At 73.1% G+C, this 16,748-nt stretch carries 15 protein-coding genes; 9 read left to right on the top strand and 6 right to left on the bottom strand.

What is annotated here, in order from left to right; genetic code table 11:
* Positions 1-148 precede the first annotated feature (148 nt).
* Together AC067U_RS32520 and AC067U_RS32525 are read right to left on the bottom strand one after the other, a co-directional pair.
* Positions 149-451, bottom strand: coding sequence for a hypothetical protein (locus tag AC067U_RS32520; RefSeq protein ID WP_478833408.1), 303 nt, complete (start codon positions 449-451; stop codon positions 149-151).
* A gap of 241 nt (positions 452-692) precedes the next feature.
* Positions 693-2,549, bottom strand: a complete 1,857-nt coding sequence (locus AC067U_RS32525) for an endonuclease/exonuclease/phosphatase family protein (RefSeq protein ID WP_478833409.1) — start codon at positions 2,547-2,549, stop codon at positions 693-695.
* Between the two features lie 277 nt (positions 2,550-2,826).
* Here AC067U_RS32525 and AC067U_RS32530 point away from each other — a divergent pair, with 277 nt between their 5' ends.
* Positions 2,827-4,314, top strand: a complete 1,488-nt coding sequence (locus AC067U_RS32530) for a hypothetical protein (protein WP_478833410.1) — start codon at positions 2,827-2,829, stop codon at positions 4,312-4,314.
* A 275-nt stretch (positions 4,315-4,589) separates the two neighbouring features.
* Complete coding sequence (locus tag AC067U_RS32535; RefSeq protein ID WP_478833411.1) at positions 4,590-6,035, top strand: alkaline phosphatase PhoX; 1,446 nt, start codon at positions 4,590-4,592, stop codon at positions 6,033-6,035.
* Positions 6,036-6,158: 123 nt separating this feature from the next.
* Here the strand turns inward: AC067U_RS32535 and AC067U_RS32540 are convergent, their stop codons facing one another.
* From AC067U_RS32540 to AC067U_RS32555, 4 genes are all read right to left on the bottom strand, one after another.
* Entirely contained in the window at positions 6,159-6,344 is a 186-nt protein-coding gene (locus tag AC067U_RS32540) for a hypothetical protein (protein ID WP_478833412.1), read from the bottom strand.
* A gap of 125 nt (positions 6,345-6,469) precedes the next feature.
* Positions 6,470-7,681 (bottom strand): TerD family protein, encoded by a 1,212-nt coding sequence (locus AC067U_RS32545; protein WP_478833413.1) that lies wholly within the window; start codon positions 7,679-7,681, stop codon positions 6,470-6,472.
* A gap of 82 nt (positions 7,682-7,763) precedes the next feature.
* The gene (locus AC067U_RS32550; protein ID WP_478833414.1) at positions 7,764-7,991 is read right to left on the bottom strand and encodes a hypothetical protein; all 228 of its coding nucleotides are present in this window, start codon (positions 7,989-7,991) and stop codon (positions 7,764-7,766) included.
* Between the two features lie 66 nt (positions 7,992-8,057).
* Positions 8,058-9,596 carry an aldehyde dehydrogenase (NADP(+)) gene (locus AC067U_RS32555; protein WP_478833415.1) on the bottom strand — a complete coding sequence of 513 codons (1,539 nt, stop codon included), beginning with the start codon at positions 9,594-9,596 and terminating at the stop codon, positions 8,058-8,060.
* Between the two features lie 197 nt (positions 9,597-9,793).
* Between AC067U_RS32555 and AC067U_RS32560 the strand changes: the two genes are divergently transcribed.
* The 7 genes from AC067U_RS32560 (at position 9,794) to AC067U_RS32590 (ending at position 16,703) form a co-directional block, all read left to right on the top strand.
* Positions 9,794-10,564 (top strand): IclR family transcriptional regulator, encoded by a 771-nt coding sequence (locus tag AC067U_RS32560; RefSeq protein ID WP_478833416.1) that lies wholly within the window; start codon positions 9,794-9,796, stop codon positions 10,562-10,564.
* 140 nt (positions 10,565-10,704) lie between these two features.
* Positions 10,705-11,715: a hypothetical protein gene (locus AC067U_RS32565; protein WP_478833417.1), complete on the top strand. Its 1,011-nt coding sequence runs from the start codon at positions 10,705-10,707 to the stop codon at positions 11,713-11,715.
* Between the two features lie 52 nt (positions 11,716-11,767).
* A complete protein-coding gene (locus AC067U_RS32570) occupies positions 11,768-13,078 on the top strand; it encodes a sensor histidine kinase (RefSeq protein ID WP_478833418.1) in 1,311 nt (436 codons plus the stop codon).
* Positions 13,075-13,746 (top strand): response regulator transcription factor, encoded by a 672-nt coding sequence (locus tag AC067U_RS32575; protein ID WP_478833419.1) that lies wholly within the window; start codon positions 13,075-13,077, stop codon positions 13,744-13,746. Before AC067U_RS32570 ends, AC067U_RS32575 begins: the two co-directional genes overlap by 4 nt.
* Positions 13,747-13,875: 129 nt before the next feature.
* A complete protein-coding gene (locus AC067U_RS32580) occupies positions 13,876-15,324 on the top strand; it encodes a peptidoglycan D,D-transpeptidase FtsI family protein (RefSeq protein WP_478833420.1) in 1,449 nt (482 codons plus the stop codon).
* Between the two features lie 86 nt (positions 15,325-15,410).
* Positions 15,411-15,932 (top strand): N-acetyltransferase family protein, encoded by a 522-nt coding sequence (locus AC067U_RS32585; RefSeq protein ID WP_478833421.1) that lies wholly within the window; start codon positions 15,411-15,413, stop codon positions 15,930-15,932.
* Between the two features lie 60 nt (positions 15,933-15,992).
* Positions 15,993-16,703 carry a DsbA family oxidoreductase gene (locus tag AC067U_RS32590; RefSeq protein ID WP_478833422.1) on the top strand — a complete coding sequence of 237 codons (711 nt, stop codon included), beginning with the start codon at positions 15,993-15,995 and terminating at the stop codon, positions 16,701-16,703.
* Positions 16,704-16,748: the final 45 nt, after the last annotated feature.

Below are 16,748 nucleotides of genomic sequence, written 5' to 3' on the forward strand. Positions count from 1 at the left end.
CGGATCCGGTCCGCTGGGAACGAGTACGGGAGACGCCCTTCCGCGGCCTGCGCCGCGGGAGGGCGTCTCCCGTTCGGGATGTGGGGAGCGCCGGGTCGTGCCCGCGCTCGGTCGTGCCTGCGCTCGGTCGTGCCCGCGCGGCGTCGGGTCAGCGCAGCGGGGAGATGCGGCGGACCAGGCCCGCGAACGCCTGCTCCTCGGCCTCGGTGAGTTCCACGGATTCCATCGGGTGGCCGGCGGAGGTCCGCTGGGCGGGGATGGCCGGTATCACCGGTATCACCGGTACGGCAGGGGTCGCCGGGAGGTTCTCGGCGGGAGCGGCGGTGGCCCGCTCGGGGTGCTGGAGGCGCCTGTCCCGCAGCATGTGCCCCAGGCCGAGGAGCCAGACGACGGCGGCCGTGAACAGGACGGCCAGCCCGATCTCCTGGGCGAGGGATGTGGAGGGGAACACGAGGGCCTCCAGGGGGAGTACGGACGGCGCAAGATCGTGCGTGGAGCCACTCAACACCACAAAACGCCCGCTGTGGACGGATGTGGTCAGTATCACGCCACTACTGCATCGCGATTCCGCCAGGGCCGAAGGTCCCCCGGGATCAGTCGTTCCGGGAGGGCGGTGCGGAAGGGCGTGGGCGGGGATATGGCAGGGGCCCCGGCCGGGACGGCGGCCGGGGCCCCTCATCCGCCCGTCGTGACTACGGGCGGAAGCGCAGGACCTGCGGGTCGTGGTCGCTGTTCTGGTCGGCGAACTCGGCGTTGATGTGGACGCTGTCGTACGTGAACTTCTTGATCGCCGGGCTGGTCAGGATCTGGTCCAGCACCTGAGAGTTGCCCTGGAAGACGTACGAGTAGCGCTCGGACTTCGGCAGCGACTGGATCGCCGGGTACAGGGCCCCGCCGTCCGTCAGCGCCTTGGTGGTGTCCGAGAAGTCGAAGTCGTTGATGTCACCGAGGACGACGACGTTCGCGTTCTTCTGCGCGGCCAGGATCTCCTTCACGAAGCCGTTGACCGCCTGCGCCTGCAGCAGTCGCTTGGCCTCCGAGGAGCGGACCGGCGGCTGGTGGTGCGAGGTGATGGACTCGTCGCCGCCCTTGGAGCCGAAGTGGTTGGCGATCACGAAGACCGTGCGGCCGCGGAAGACGAACTCGCCCGCGAGCGGCTTGCGGCTGGCCTCCCAGGCGGCGTTCGCCGGGTCGATCCGGCCGGGGGAGTGGCTCAGGGTGGCCTTGCCGCCCTCCTGCACCACACCGGTCGGGGCGGTGGCGTTGCCGGCGTCGCGGTCGGTGAAGGAGACCCGCTCGGGGTTGAACAGGAACACCTGGCGGATGTTGCCGCCGGGCTCGCCGCCGTCCTTGTTGTTCTCCGGGTCGATGGACCGCCACTGGTACGCCGGACCGCCCGCGGCCTTGATGGCCTCGGTGAACTTGGTCAGGGTCTGGTCCGCGGCGACGGTTCCGTCGTTCTTCGCGCCCGTGTTGTCCTGGATCTCCTCCAGCGCCACGATGTCGGGCGAGGCCAGGTTCTCGACGACCGCCTTCGCGAGCGCGTCGAACTTCTCCTGCGGGTCGCTCGGGTCCAGGTTCTCGACGTTGTACGTCGCGACCGCGAGCTCGCCCTCGGCCTGCGCCTTGGTCTTCTCGGGCTGCAGGCCCTTGGACACCACGGTGCCCAGGGTGCGCGCGGTCAGCGTGTAGCCGCCGAACTGGTTGAAGTCGAGCGGGCCCTCGGTGGTGCCGGTCAGCCGGTCGCCCACGTTGGCCACCGGGAACGGCTGCTGGGCGAGCGGGGTCAGCTGCTGGACCATCAGCCGGCCGGTGTTCTGGGACTCGTAGGAGCCGTAGAGGGTGCCGCCGCGACGGGTCGGGTTCTCCCAGCCCTTCACGGTGACCCACAGCTCGGCGTACGGGTCGGTGGCGCCGACCACCCGGGAGGTGCCGATACGGACGTTGCTGCCCTCCAGGGACTCGTAGTAGTCCAGGGCGTAACGGCCGGGCTCCAGGGTCAGCTTGTTGATGCTGCCGCCGTCGGCCGGGTCGCCGGCCGGGGCGTACTCGGCGGGCACCGAGTACTCGTTGATGTGCACGGCCTCGGGAAGCGCGTTGCCCGAGGAGACCACGGTGACCGTGGGCTTGGAGATCTGGGTCACCGACTGGTTGCCCGAGTTCAGGCCGCCGGGGACGTACTCGCCGACCAGGCCGGAGACCTTGACCGCGTCGCCGACGGCCACGGTGGGGGCGCTGCTGGTGAAGACGAAGACGCCCTCGCTGGTCGCGTCGTTGTCGTCGGCGTCCGGGTCCTGCATCCAGAAGCCGCGCGAGCCGTAGGTCCGGACGCCGGTCACGATGCCCTCGACGTCGGCAACCTGCTTGCCCACCAGGGGCGATATACGAGTGGTGCCCTGGATGTCGTGGATGCGGACAGGTCCGGCGGACGCGGCGTCGGCCGCCGCCGCGGTGTCCGCGGCGTCGGCGGTGCCCGCGAGGAGGCCAGTGGCGAGTGCGGCGGCCACGACGGCCGCGACCGCGGCGGAACGGGGGTGGGAGGAGCGCATGGTCAGGGAACTCCGGGTACTGGATGAGGGAAAACGGGAAAACAGGGCAAAGTCGTGAAAGCTGTAAGCGGCGGTGCGATCGTCAGAAAAGATGGCTGAGATCTACGCGCGTCAATGTCCTGTGTGGGCGCCGAACTTGTCAAGGCCTCCAGGGAAGACGCCGTCTGACTGTCGGATGAACCGACGGCTCCGGTCGGCCGAACGGGTCCGGAATGCGTCTACTCTGGACCGCGCTGACCCCCCACCTGCTGCTTCCTGTTCCGCGAGGAGACCTCCCATGTCCGCACAGCCGCGCCAAACGCTGCCGCCGGTACGGCTGCACCCCGAGGCGGAACTGGCCCGCGCTGCCCTCGCCGCGCCCCTGCTGTCCCGTGCCGTCCGGCTGGCCCGCTGGGCCGGACCCGCGACCCGGGTCGGCGCCGGCGGCGAACTCCTCGACGAGCAGCTGCCGCAGGCGGCCGAGGTGCTCGGCCTCGGTGCGGACCCGGAGGGGCCGGCGTACGCGAGCCAGGCATGGCGGGTCGCCGTCGACGCGGGCCTGGTCGAGGTGACCGAGCCGGAGGACGTGGAACGGGACGCCGACGAAGGCGGGTTCGCCAGCGCCGAGCCCGGCGAGGACCTGGCCCTGGTGACCGGCGGCGCACCGGCGGACGTGCTGGAGCTGTGGCTGGCCGCGCTGGACTCCGTACTCGCCGACGCGGCCGTACCGGACCTCGACGACCTGGTCGACGCGCTGGACGCGGGCGGCGGGATCGACTTCGAGCAGCTGGACTGGGACCCGCAGCGCGAGGCGGACTTCCTGGAGGGGGTGCTCGCCAACCTCTACCTCCTCACCGTCACCGAGGGCGGCGCGGGCGAGGCCCCGGTGCCGCTGCCCGTGCTCGCCGCGTCCATGGTGGTGCCCGAGGAGATGGGCGAACCGACGGAGGAGGTGCTGGAGCGGGTGTCCGACGCGATGATGCGACTGGACGACCAGTTCCGGCAGCTGGCGCCCATCGGACTGGTGGAGTTCCGGCCGGTGGACGAGGCCCTGCTGGCGGAGGCCGACGAGGAGGAGTCCGGCGGGTCCGGCGAGGGCGACGGCGCCGAGGAGGACGTCTCCCGGTACGGGCTGGTCCGGCTCACCCCGCTCGGCCTCTACGGCATCCGGAGCCGGATGCTGGACGCCGGGGTCGAGGCCCCGGCGATCGGGGACCTCGCGGACAAGGGTGCGGAGGCGCTGCTCGACACGGTGTCGGGCTTCTCCGAGGAGGCCGCGCAGGCCGAGATCGAGCTGTGGCTGGCCCGCCGGGACGGCGGGGACCTTCCGGCGGCCGTCGCCGAGCTGCTGGCCGCGGCCCGCGGCGGGGACGAGGGCGGACCGCTGCGCCGGCTGCGCTGCCAGCAGGCGCTCGCTCTGGCCGGGGCGGTGGCCGAGCCGGTGGTCCGCGGGGTGCTCGCCGATCCGGAACTCGGCGGTCTGGCCCGGGTCTGGCTCGCCGAACAGGGTGCGGCCGACGTGCCCGCCCCGGACGGGGCCCTGGTGTTCTGGCTGACCGTGGACACCATCGCGGCCCAGCTCGCCGCGGGCGGCGAGACCGAGGACCTCTCCGGGCTGATGGCGAACCTGACCGACCGCCACACCGGCTTCTTCGACGAGGTGTGGCGGGTGGAACACCCCGCCACCGCCGAGGTGCTGGAGGCGATGGGCCGGCTGCACCCGGACCGTACGGCGGCGAAGGAGGCCCGCAAGGCGGCCTTCAAGGCGCGCTCCCGGCACCACTGACGCGACGGCGGGGGCGAGGCGGGGCTTGACGGCGCTGATGGCGCTGACGGGTGGCGTGGGCCGGACGGGTGGCGTGGGCCGGACGGGTGGTGCGGGGCGGAAGAGGACCCCGGACATGGCCGGGAAAGGACGTTCCCTCGGCCGGAGTCGGCCATTCCGGCATTCGGAAGGGGATGCCGGGTGGCCGAGGGGAATTCAGCGTTCGTTCATGTGCGGCCGGGAGGGTGTGCGCCGACCGCACGACAGCGCACCAACTCCCCACCCCTGGAGACTCGATGCCGCTCAGCCGTAGAGATTTCACCGCCCGCACCGTACTCGCCGGTGCCGGAGTCGCCCTCACCGGAACCGTCGGCGCCCTGGCCACCGCCCCCGGCGCCCTCGCGGCAGAGGAGGGCGGGGCCCTGCGCGACGAGCAGGGCCGGCCCTGCGAGCCCGGTTACGGCCCGCTGCTGCCCGACCCCAAGGGCATCCTCGCGCTGCCCGCCGGCTTCTCCTACCGCATCCTCACCCACTCCGGGGTGACCCGCCTGGACTCCGGTGAGCACACCCCTTCCAACCACGACGGCACGGCCGCCTTCGCCGGTCACCGCGGGGTCACCCTGCTGGTGAACAACCACGAGCTGAAGGGCCCCCGTTCGGCGTGGCCGCACCCGGTGCCGCTCACCGAGGGGCTCGTCTACGACCCGGCCGCGGCCGGCGGCTGCACGGTCGTCGAGGTCCGGCACGGCGGCGAGGTCGCCGAGTGGGTCGGCATCGCCGGCACGTCGACCAACTGCGCGGGCGGCGCCACCGCCTGGGGCACCTGGCTGACCTGCGAGGAGAACTCCGACCTGGCCGGCAAGAACGGCATGACCAAGGACCACGGCTACGTCTTCGAGGTCGACCCGCACGACCGCCGAGCCAACCGGGACCCGCGGCCCGTCAAGGCGTTCGGCCGGTACGACCACGAGGCCGTGGTCATCGATCCCCGGACCGGCCACGCCTATCTGACCGAGGACGCCTCGGGCCCCAACGGACTGCTCTTCCGCTGGACTCCGCCGACGGGCTTCCGGCACGGCCGCGGCAAGCTCCGCACGCTCGCCGACGACGCCGGTGTGCTCCAGGCGTTCAAGTGCTTCGACAGCAGCGGTCGGTTCGTCGACGACCTTTCGAGGGCGACCCGGACCGGCACCGTGTACGGGGTCGACTGGGTCGACGTACCGGACCGGGACGCCCGTACGACCCCGGTGCGCAAGCAGTTCGCGGACGGTGCGGTGACCCGGGCCCGCAAGCTGGAGGGCATGTGGTGGGCGGACGGAGGCGCGTACTTCGTCTCCTCCTACGCGCGCTCCGAGAGCCCCGGCGCCGCGCACGACGGCCAGGTGTGGTTCTACGACCCCAAGCGGCGCACGGTCCGCCTGACCGTGCTGCTGGGCGTGAACGCCGACCCCTCCGCCGACGGCGGCCTGGACGGACCGGACAACATCACCGTGTCCCCGTACGGCGGGCTGATCATCGCCGAGGACGGCGAGGGCCTCCAGCACCTCTTCGGAGCCACCGAATCGGGCCGTACGTATCCGCTGGCGCGCAACGACCTGAACATCGGCACCGCGGAGGAGCCGGAGTACTCCGAGTTCACCGGGGTCTGCTTCTCCCCGGACGGACGCACCCTGTTCGCCAACATCCAGGACCCGGGCATCATGCTCGCCGTCACCGGCCCCTGGCGGCGCAAGCACCACTGACGGCCTGACGCCGGAAACGGGGTGATGCCGGGACCCGGCACCGGGTACCCGCGTGATGCCGGAACCGGCATCACGCGGCGGTGCCGCTCACCGGAGGCCGGGGGAGGCGCGGGCGGGTGAGGCTCAGGGGGCCGCGCTGCCCGCCGGCTCGGCCAGGTGGGCGGCCGCCCACTCCGCGAGCAGGAACTCGTACGCCTCCGCGGGCCACTCCTCGCCCTCCGCCCGGCTGTCGACGAGCTGCCGTATCGCCTCGTTCGCCTCGGCGGCGGACGGACGCGCGGGACCCTCGGGCGGGGGTGTCTCGTACATGCTTCCAAGGCTACGGGCGGGCACGGACAGGTACCTCCGGTTTGGGGGTGGGATGGGTCACGAAGGGCCCACGGAGGGTCACCCCCCGGCGGACCGCGGGCGGTACCCGCGGCCCGCCCACCTGCTCAGAGGGCCTGGGCAGCGGGCTTGACCAGGTCGCGCACTGTGCGGGACTTCACAAACTGGCCCATGGCCGTCATCTCCCACTCGCCGGAGAACTGGCGGATGAACTTCGCCATCATCACCCCGGTCTGCGGTTCGGCGCCGGTGAGGTCGAACCGGACGAGCTCCTCGTCGGTCGCCGCGTCGATCAGACGGCAGTAGGCGTTGGCCACGTCGGTGAACTTCTGGCCGGTGAAGGAGCTGACGGTGAAGACCAGGCCGGTGACCTCGGCGGGCAGCCGGCCGAGGTCCACGACGATCACCTCGTCGTCCCCGGCACCCTCACCCGTCAGGTTGTCACCCGAATGCTTGACCGAGCCGTTCAGGATGGACAGCCGGCCGAAGTAGCAGCTGTCGAGGTGGTTGCGCTGCGGGCCGTAGGCGATGACCGAGGCGTCGAGGTCGATGCTCCGCCCGCGGTGCGCGGGCTCCCAGCCGAGGCCCATCTTGACCTGGGAGAGCAGCGGCTTGCCGCCCTTGACCAGGGACACCGTCTGGTTCTTCTGCAGGCTGACCCGGCCCTTGTCGAGATTGATCTTCCCGGTGCCGGGTGCGGGTGCGGGTGCCGCAGGGGGTGCGGGGGGTGCGGGCGGTGCGGCCACGGGTACGGGCGGGGGCGTGAAAGAGGGGGCGGCCGCGGCCTGCGGCTGGGCGGCCTGGGGCGCGGCCGGCTCCTCGTCCACCGACACGCCGAAGTCGGTGGCGATCCCAGCCAGCCCGTCGGCGTACCCCTGGCCGACCGCCCGCACCTTCCACTGGCCGTTGCGCACGTAGACCTCGACGACCACCAGGGCGGTCTCCGTGGCCAGCTGCGGCGGGGTGAAGGTGGCGATGACCCCGCTGTCGTCCGCGTTGCGCACGGTGGCCGTGGGCTCGATGCCCTGGAAGCTCTGCCCGGCGGCGTCCGGGCTGGCCGTGACCACGATCCGTTCGATGCCGGGCGGCAGGGCGGAGGTGTCCACGGTGATCGAGTCGGGCGCCGTCCCGCCGCCGGAGCGGTAGCTGACGCCGGGCCCGGACGGCTGGTTGTAGAAGATGAAGTCGGCGTCGGAACGCACCTTGCCGTTCGCGGCGAGCAGCAGCCCCGATACGTCGAGCCGTACCGGAGCGGCCACGTCGACCGTCACCCGGACGGCGTTGAGCGGCAGGTTCGAACCAGGGGTCATGGCGGTCATGACCGGTGAAACGAGCGGGGTGCCTTTGCCGTTCCCTTACCCGCGGGACATTTCGGCGGTCGAGGGCCGTACGGGTGAGGTGTCAGCGGCGTCCGGCGTTGCGCGGGTGGTTCCTGGCGGTGCGCTCGTTGCCGAACTTGTAGGCGCCGGTCCAGCGGGCCATGACCAGCTGCTCGTCCCCCTGGCCGAGCTCGGCCAGGAACTTGGCCGCCCGGTCCCCGCGCAGGGTTCCGGCGGCCCGGCCGCGGTGGGTGATGACGACGTTTCCGTCGGCGCGCTGCTCGTACGTGAATCCGTTGGCTCTGGGCATGCGGCGAAGCCTGCCCCGCGCAGGGCGGGGCGGGCAACGGGATTACCGGGCGCGGGCGGGCTCCGCTCAGGAGGCGGCCGTCGTGGTGCGGCGCGGCAGGCCGAGCGGGTTGGCGTCCCTGAGCTCCGGCGGGAGCAGCGGGTCCGGCACCGACTGGTAGGCCACCGGGCGCAGCCAGCGCTCGATCGCGGTACCGCCGACGGAGGTGGAGTGGGAGGTCGCGGCCGGGTAGGGGCCGCCGTGGTGCTGGGCCGGGGCCACCGCCACCCCGGTCGGCCAGTTGTTCACCACCACCCGGCCGGCCAGGGCCGTGACCCGGCCGATCAGCTCCGCGGCCGGGCCCGGGCCGCCGTCCGCCTCGGCGGAGGACAGCTGAAGGGTGGCGCTCAGGTTCCCGCCGAGCCGGTCCAGCACCGCACCGGCCTCGTCCTGGCCGGAGTACCGCGCGAGCACCGTGACCGGGCCGAAGCATTCTTCGAGCAGGACCTCGTACGCCGGGTCGGTGAGCAGGGCGGCCCGGAGCGAGAGGTAGCCGGGCCCCACGGTGAATCCGCCGTTGCCGTTGCCGCCGGGGCCGGCCGCGACGGGCGCGGTGACCTCGGGCAGCGCGGCCCGCTCGGCCACCCCGGCGAGGAAGTTCTCCCGCATCCGGTGGTCGAGCAGCACCCCGGGGGCGGTCTCGCCGAGCGCCTTGCCCAGCGTGTCGGCGAGGCGGTCGCCGTCCGGGCCCTCGGGGACCAGGACCAGGCCCGGCTTGACGCAGAACTGACCGACGCCCAGGGTCACCGAGGCCGCGAGGCCCGCGCCGATCTCCTCGGCGCGCTCGGTGGCGGCGGCCGGGGTGATCACGACGGGGTTCAGGGAGCCGAGTTCGCCGTGGAAGGGGATGGGGACGGGCCGGGCGGCGGCCGCGTCGAACAGCGCGCGGCCGCCCCGGATGGACCCGGTGAACCCGGCGGCGGCCACCAGCGGGTGGCGGATCAGCTCCAGGCCCGCGTCGAAGCCGTGGACCACGGCGACCGCGTCGGCGGGGAGCCCGGCGGCGACGGCGGCCCGGCGCAGCAGCGCGCCGCAGAGTTCGGAGGTGGCGGGGTGGTCGGGGTGGGCCTTGACCACGACCGGGCAGCCGGCGGCCAGGGCGCTGGCGGTGTCGCCGCCGGGCACCGAGAAGGCCAGCGGGAAGTTGGAGGCGGCGTAGACGGCGACCACGCCGAGCGGCACCTTGTAGCGGCGCAGCGCGGGGCGCGGCGGGGTCAGGCCCGGGTCGGCGTGGTCGATCCGGACGTCCAGGTACGAGCCCTCCTCGACGGCGTCGGCGAAGGCGCGGAACTGGTAGGTGGTGCGGGCCAGCTCGCCGGTGAGGCGGGCGGTGCCCAGGGCCGTCTCGGCGTCGGCCGTCTCCACGATCCGCTCGGCCGCCCCGTCGAGGAGGTCGGCCGCGGTGCGCAGGAAGGCGATCCGCGCCGTGCGGTCCGTCAGGGCGGCGCGGGCGGCGTGGGCCTCCCGGACGACGGCGTCGACCTCCTGGGATGTGGCCTCCGCCGCAACCTGCCCGCGCTGCTTCCCGGTGCGGGGGTCCACACTCCAGACTGGTTTCGCTGCCATGCCCACTGCCTCCTGGAGCGTTCAGTATTCTGAACGCCGTTCCGGTGGATGAATGATCGCTGCCGCTGCGGACTCTATTTCCGCCTCCTGAAGGTGACAAGTGGCGACAGAGGTCGTCTGAGGACGGCAGAGGTTGTCTGACCGACGGCAGAGGTCGTCGGAGGGCGCCGGAGGGCGCCAGAGGGGAAGAGCAGTCGATGACCACAGCCGAGTCGGCGACCACGCCGGTCAAGTCGGCCGTCCGCACGGTCCTGTTGCTGGAGCACTTCGCGGCCCGGCCGGGACTGCACAGCCTGGCCGACATCCAGAACGACCTGGGACTGCCCAAGTCCAGCCTGTACATGCTGCTGCGCACCCTGGTGGACCTGGGCTGGGTGGAGACCGACGCGACCGGCACCCGCTACGGGATCGGCGTACGCGCCCTGCTCGTCGGGAGTTCGTACATCGACGGGGACGAGGTGGTGGCGGCCGCCCGGCCCACCCTGGACCGGCTGTCGGAGGAGACCACGGAGACCATCCACCTGGCCCGGATGGACGGCACCAGCGTGGTCTACCTGGCGACCCGGCAGTCCCAGCACTACCTGCGGCCGTTCACCCGGGTCGGGCGGAGGCTGCCGGTGCACTCCACCGCGCTCGGCAAGGCACTGCTGTCCACGCACACCGACGAGGAGGTGCGGCGGCTGCTGCCGGAGCGGCTGGAGGCGGTCACCGAGCACACGGTCACCGACCGGGAGCAGCTGATCGAGGAGCTGGCGCTGGTGCGGGAGCAGGGGTACGCGGTCGACCGCGAGGAGAACACCCTGGGGCTGCGCTGCTTCGGGGTGGCCGTGCCGTACCGCTCGCCCGCCCGGGACGCGGTGAGCTGCTCGGTGCCGGTGGCCCGGCTGACCACCGAGCACGAGCAGACCATCAGGAGCGCGCTGTTCGAGGCGCGGGACCGGCTGGCGCTGGTGGCCCGGCGCATGTGAGCGGCCCGCGCTCCGGCTCCGCCCCCGGCGCGCGTGACGTGGGCGTGCGCCGGGGAGGTGGGGGTTTCTCCCCCGCGCGGGGGAGCGGGTTCCCCACCAAGGGGGAGGTGGCGCGGCGCCGCCGACGGGATCGTTGAGGCATGACCTCGGGATACGTGAACCAGACGCACGCGGCACCCGCCTCCACCTCCGCCTCCGACCCGGCCTCCGCTCCTGCCACGCCGGGCGCCGTCCGGCGGACCCTGAGCTTCGTCGCCGTCGCGGCGACCCTGCCGTACCTGACCCTCAAGGCCGCCTGGCTGGCGGGGAGCCGGATCGGCATACCGGACGGCAGCATGCTGCTGGAGCCCGGCCCGTTCTTCACCGTCGCCAACGCGGTGACCCTGCTGATGGACGCCACGCTGGTGGTGATCGTGCTCGCGCTCACCCGGCCGTGGGGCCGGCGCATACCGTCCTGGCTGCTGGCGGTGCCGGTGTTCACCGCGACCGGCCTGCTCACCCCGATCGTCCTCGGGTTCCCGGGCGTGACGCTGATGCGGCTGCTCGGCGGCGGGCCCGACCCGGCGCAGGCCGAGGCGGCCGAGCCGTTCCTGGACCCCTGGGTCTACAACGTCGTCTACACCGGCTTCGCGATCCAGGCACTGGCCCTGGCCGGGCTGTTCGTCCCGTACGCCCGGGAGCGCTGGGGCCGGCTGTGGCAGGGGGCCCTCGGGGCGCCGGCGAGCGGCGGCATACGCGCGGTGGCGGTGGCCGGGGCGGCCGGCGGGCTGGCCATGACGGCCGTGCAGGTCTACTGGGTGGCCGGCGGCACCGCCGGGCTGAGCGCCGATCAGATCGAGAACTGGTCCTCGGACTCGGTCGTCATGGCCGTGGTGAACGTGCTGTGCGCACTGGGCGGCGCGACCGGCGGCCTGCTGCTGGCCCGCGGCGGGCGACGCGACGCGCGCGGCCCGCTGGCCCTGGCCTGGGTGGGCGGTTCGGCGGCGGCGTGCTGGGGCGCCTGGCTGAGCATCGCCGCACTGGGCCCGTCGGACGATCCCGCCAAGGACCCCACGGCCCTGCTGCATCTCGCCTACGCTGGCCAAATGATCACCGGCCTGCTGGTGGCCGCCGTGGTGACCCGGTACCTCACGGCCCGCCGCACCGGCTGAGCCGGCGGGCGTGGGGGCGCGGGCGTGGCGACGGGGGAGCGGGACGGCGGACATGGGACGACTGCTGGGCAGCCGCGCACGGCTGCGCTGGGTGCACCAGATCCTCGGCGGAGCCCTGCTCATGCCCTACTTCCTGCTCGCCTCCGTGGCGGTCGGGATGGTGTCGGACGGCAGCAACGCCTTCGCCTCCCTCCCGCTGTTCCTGGCCTCCTACGCGCTGGCCCTGCCGCTCGCCGCCGTCACCGGACTGTTCCCGCTGGTCCGGCCGATGTCGGTGGCCGCGGTGCGGTCCCTGTGCGGGGTGCCGGGGGAGCGGCTGGCCGACGGTCCGGCCCGCGGCCGCGCGGCCCGCGGGCGGACCGCCGCCTGGTGGACCCTGCACCTGGGGATCGGGGCGCTGGTCAGCGGGATGACGCTGGCGGCCACGCCCATGGCGGTGGTGCTGCTCGTACTGCCGTTCGTGGCCCGGCTCCGGCGGGCGGAGCTCGGGTTCGGCTGGTTCGGCACGCAGGTCTCGGCGTTCCTCGCGCCGCTCCTGGGACTGGCCCTGATGGCGGCGGTGGTCCTGTGCGCGGCCGGCGCGGGGGCGCTGCTGGCCCGGGTGGCACCGGTGCTGCTCGGGCCGACCCCGGCGGACCGGCTGGCCGCGGCCGAGGAGCGGGCCGCGGACCTGGCCGTCCGCAACCGGCTGGCCCGGGAGCTGCACGACGCGGTCGGGCACGCGCTGAGCGCGGTCACGCTGCAGGCCGTGGCCGCCCGCCGGGTGCTGGACACCGACCCGGAGTTCGTCCGCGAGGCGCTCGCCGCCATAGAGGACACCACCCGGCGCACGGTGGGCGAGCTGGACACCGTACTGGGTCTGCTGCGGGACGGCGACGCGGCCGGCACGGGCACGGCGCCCGCGCCGACCCTGCACACCGATCTGGCCGGACTGCTGGACCGGACCCGGGCCGCCGGGACCGCCGTCGCGGACCGCCAGCGGCCGGGGCCGTCCGGGAGCTGGGAGCAGCTCCCGGCGATCGTCTCGCGGGAGGCGTACCGAATCGTCCAGGAGGGACTGAGCAACGCCATGAAGCACGGGGAGGGGCCGGTGGAGCTGAGCATGGCCGTACGGCCCGCACCGGGGGAGCAGGACCGACGTGAACTGGAGATCACCATGACCAACCGGCCGGACCGGTCCGGCGGAGGCCCCGAGCGCACGGGCGGCGGACGCGGACTGCACGGGACCGCCGAACGGGCCGCGCTGCTGGGCGGCACCGTGGAGGCGGGGGAGCACGAGGGCAGCTGGCGGCTGCGGGCGCTCCTCCCGCTCGCCGGCGCCGACGAGGCGCGGGTCGGGGACACCGGAGGGGGACGCCGATGAGCCGCCCGCCGCTGCGCGTGGTCCTCGCCGACGACGAACGCATGGTCCGCACCGCGCTGCGGGTCATCCTGGAGGCCGAGCCGGACCTGACGGTCGTCGGCGAGGCCGCCGACGGGCCCGAGGCCGTCTCCGTGGTCCGCTCCCTCGCCCCCGACGTGGTCCTGATGGACGTCCGGATGCCCGGCATCGACGGCATCCGCGCCACCGAGCAGATCCTCGCCACCATGGACGCGCCGCCGAAGATCGTGGTCGTCACCACCTTCGAGAACGACGCGTACGTGTACGACGCGCTGCGCGCCGGCGCGGCCGGCTTCCTGCTCAAGCGGGCCGACCCGGAGGACCTGATGGCCGCCGTCCGGCTGGTGGCCCGCGGGGACTCGCTGCTGTTCCCGGCCGCCGTCCGGGACCTGGCCGAGCGGCACCGTGAGGCCGGCCGGTCCACGGCGGCGTCCTGGGTGGCCCGGCTCACCGACCGGGAGGCGGACGTGCTGAAGCTGATGGCCGGCGGGCTGTCCAACCACGAGATCAGCGCGCGGCTGGGCGTCGGCCCGCAGACCGTCAAGAGCCATGTGGCGGCGGTGCTGGCCAAGACCGGCTCCCGGGACCGCACCCAGGCGGTCATCGCGGCGTACGAGGGAGGGTTCCTGGCCGCGCGGGCCGACCGGTGAGCAGGGCGACCGGTGAGCAGGATGGCGGGTGAGCAGGGCGGCGGGTGAGCAGATGAGAGATCCCTGAGAATCCGGCCACAACCGGGGCAGAGCGGAACGCGCGGAGCGGCGGTTACGTCCTCCAGGGGGATGAACAAGACAATCAGGCGCGCGTCGGTCTTCTGTCTGCTGCTGGTCCTGGCCCTGCTGGTCCGGGTCACCTGGGTGCAGGCGTACAAGGGCCAGGCCCTCGCAGACGACGACCACAACCAACGGAACACGATCGCCCGGTACGCGGGCCCGCTCGGGAACATCATCGTGGCCGGCCAGTCGATCACCGGGTCCAAGAAGGTGGACCAGGGCGACTTCGGCTACAAGCGGACGTACACCGACGGGGAGCTGTACGCGCCGGTGACCGGGTACAGCTCGCAGGCGTTCGGCAAGACCCAGCTGGAAGGCGTCTACAAGGACGTCCTCGACGGCTCCGACAACCGCCTGAAGAGCCCCCTCGACGTGTTCACCAACAAGCGCGCCGACCCGGGCAACGTCCTGACCACCATCGACCCCGAGGTCCAGAAGGCCGGCCACGAGGCGCTCAAGGGCAAGGAAGGCGCCGCGGTCGCCATCGACCCGGCCACCGGCGAGATCCTCGGCATGGTCGCCAACCCCTCCTTCGACCCGAACCGGATCACCGCCGCCTCCGACGGCGCGGCGTGGAAGGAGCTCTCCGCCGACAACGGCAGGGCGATGGAGAACCTCGCCGCCCGCAAGCCGATGGCGCCCGGCTCCACCTTCAAGCTGGTCACCCTCGCCGCGGCGCTGGAGAACGGCCTGTTCGACTCGATCGACACACCCACCGGCATCAAGGACCCCTACGTCATCCCGGGCACGGTCACCCCGCTGAAGAGCGAGGCGGCACCTCCCGCCTGCGACAACGTCTCGCTGCGCACCGCCCTCCGGCTGTCCTGCAACAACGTGTTCGCCGAGCTCGCCCACCGGCTCGGCCAGCAGAAGATGCTGGAGATGAGCGAGAAGCTCGGCTTCAACGACAAGAAACAGGACATCCCCTTCCGCGCGACCCCCAGCAAGTACCCGTCGCAGAAGATGTCCAAGGACCAGGTGGCACAGACCGGAATCGGCCAGTTCGACGTGCAGGCCACCCCGCTGCAGATGGCGATGGTCGTGGCCGCGATCGAGAACGAGGGCAAGCTGGTCGCCCCGCACGTGGTCTCCGAGGTCACCGACGGCAGCGGTACCGTGCTGGAGAGCTTCAAGGACCCGAAGAGCAAGCAGGTCATGAGCGAGCGGACCGCCTCGATGCTCCGCGACGCCATGCGCACCGTGGTCAGCGAGGGCGGCGGGAAGCCGGCCAAGGTGGCGGGGGCCGAGGTCGGCGGCAAGACCGGAACCGCCCAGCGCGGGGTCAACAACAGCATTCCGCCGCTGGCCTGGTTCGCCTCGTACGCCACGATGAACGGCAAGCAGGTCGCCGTGGCCGTGATGATCGTCAACTCGGACACCGACCGCTCCGAGATCGGCGGCGGCAGGCTGGCCGCACCGGTCGCCCAGAAGATGATGGCGGCGGCCCTGAAGAACTGAGCGGATGACGGCGGCAGCCCGGAAGGAACGAGCCACCGCGGGCCCGTGCCGGGAACCTTCACCGTTCCCGGCACGTCTCGCCCTTCATGATCAGAGCAGCGCTCCCCACGGACCTGGACGCCATCGCCGCCCTGCACGCCCGGGCCCGCGCCACCTACTACGCGGGCCGGATACCGGAAGAGGCGTATGCCGGTGCCGCCGAACTCGCCCGTACCCGGGAGGGCTGGTCCGCGGCCCTGCGGCGCACCGAGGGCGGGGTCCTCTGCGCCGAGCAGGACGGTGAGCTCACCGGAGTCGCCGCCTTCCGGCCCGTCGACGGCCGGATGACCCTCACCCAGCTCCACGTCGAGCCCGCCCACTGGCGCCGGGGCATCGGCGCCGCCCTCCACGAGAGCTGCCGCGCCGCCTGGCTGCGGGCCGGAGCGGACCGGGTCCGACTGGACGTCTACGAGCACAACCTGCGGGCCCAGGCCTTCTACGCCGCCCACGGCTGGCGCCCCGACCCGGCCGTCCCGCCGACGGGCTCCCACCTGGTGCTCTGGCTCACCCTCGGCCCGCGGCCGGAAGCGGATCCGGCCCAGGCGCCGGGGCCCTCCTCCGGGGAATGAGACGCTCCGGCCTGGCGTTCCAGCTCCTGACCCCCCGCCGCATCGGAGAGAAGAAGGAACATGCGCGTCGAAATTTGGTCGGACGTCGCCTGCCCGTGGTGCTACATCGGCAAGGCCAGGTTCGAGAAAGGGCTGGCCGCGTTCGCGCACCGGGACCGGGTCGAGGTGGTCTTCCGCTCCTTCGAACTCGACCCGCACAGCGACCCGGCCGTCACCGCGCCCGTCACCGAGATGCTCGCCAAGAAGTACGGCCGGACCCTCGACGAGGCCCGCGCCATGGAGCAGCACGTGGCGGCCACCGCGCACGCCGAGGGCCTGGCCTACGAGCTCGACGGCCGGGACCACGGCAACACCTTCGACATCCACCGGCTGCTGCACCTGGCCGCCGCCCGCGGACGCCAGGACGCGCTGCTGGACCTGGCGTTCCGCACCCACTTCGCGGACGAGCGGTCCCTCTTCGACCCCGAGGTCCTGACCGCCACCGCCGTCGGGGCCGGACTGGACGAAGCGGAGGTGCGCGCGGTGCTGGCCGACCGCACCGCCTACGCGGACGCCGTCCGCGCCGACGAGCGCGAGGCCGCCGAACTGGGCGCGAACGCCGTCCCGTTCTTCGTCCTCGACCGCCGCTACGGGATCTCCGGCGGACAGCCCGCCGAGGTCTTCACCCGCGCACTGGAACAGGCCTGGGCCGGGCGCGAGGTCGAGGAGCCGGAGGCCGGTGCGGAGGCGTGCGAGCCGGACGGCGCCTGCGCGGTGCCCGAGGCCCAGTAGGCCCCCGAACCCCCCGCCCATAAGTACATCTTTGAGATGTCGCGC

Source organism: Streptomyces sp. NPDC043853 (genome assembly GCF_056436025.1).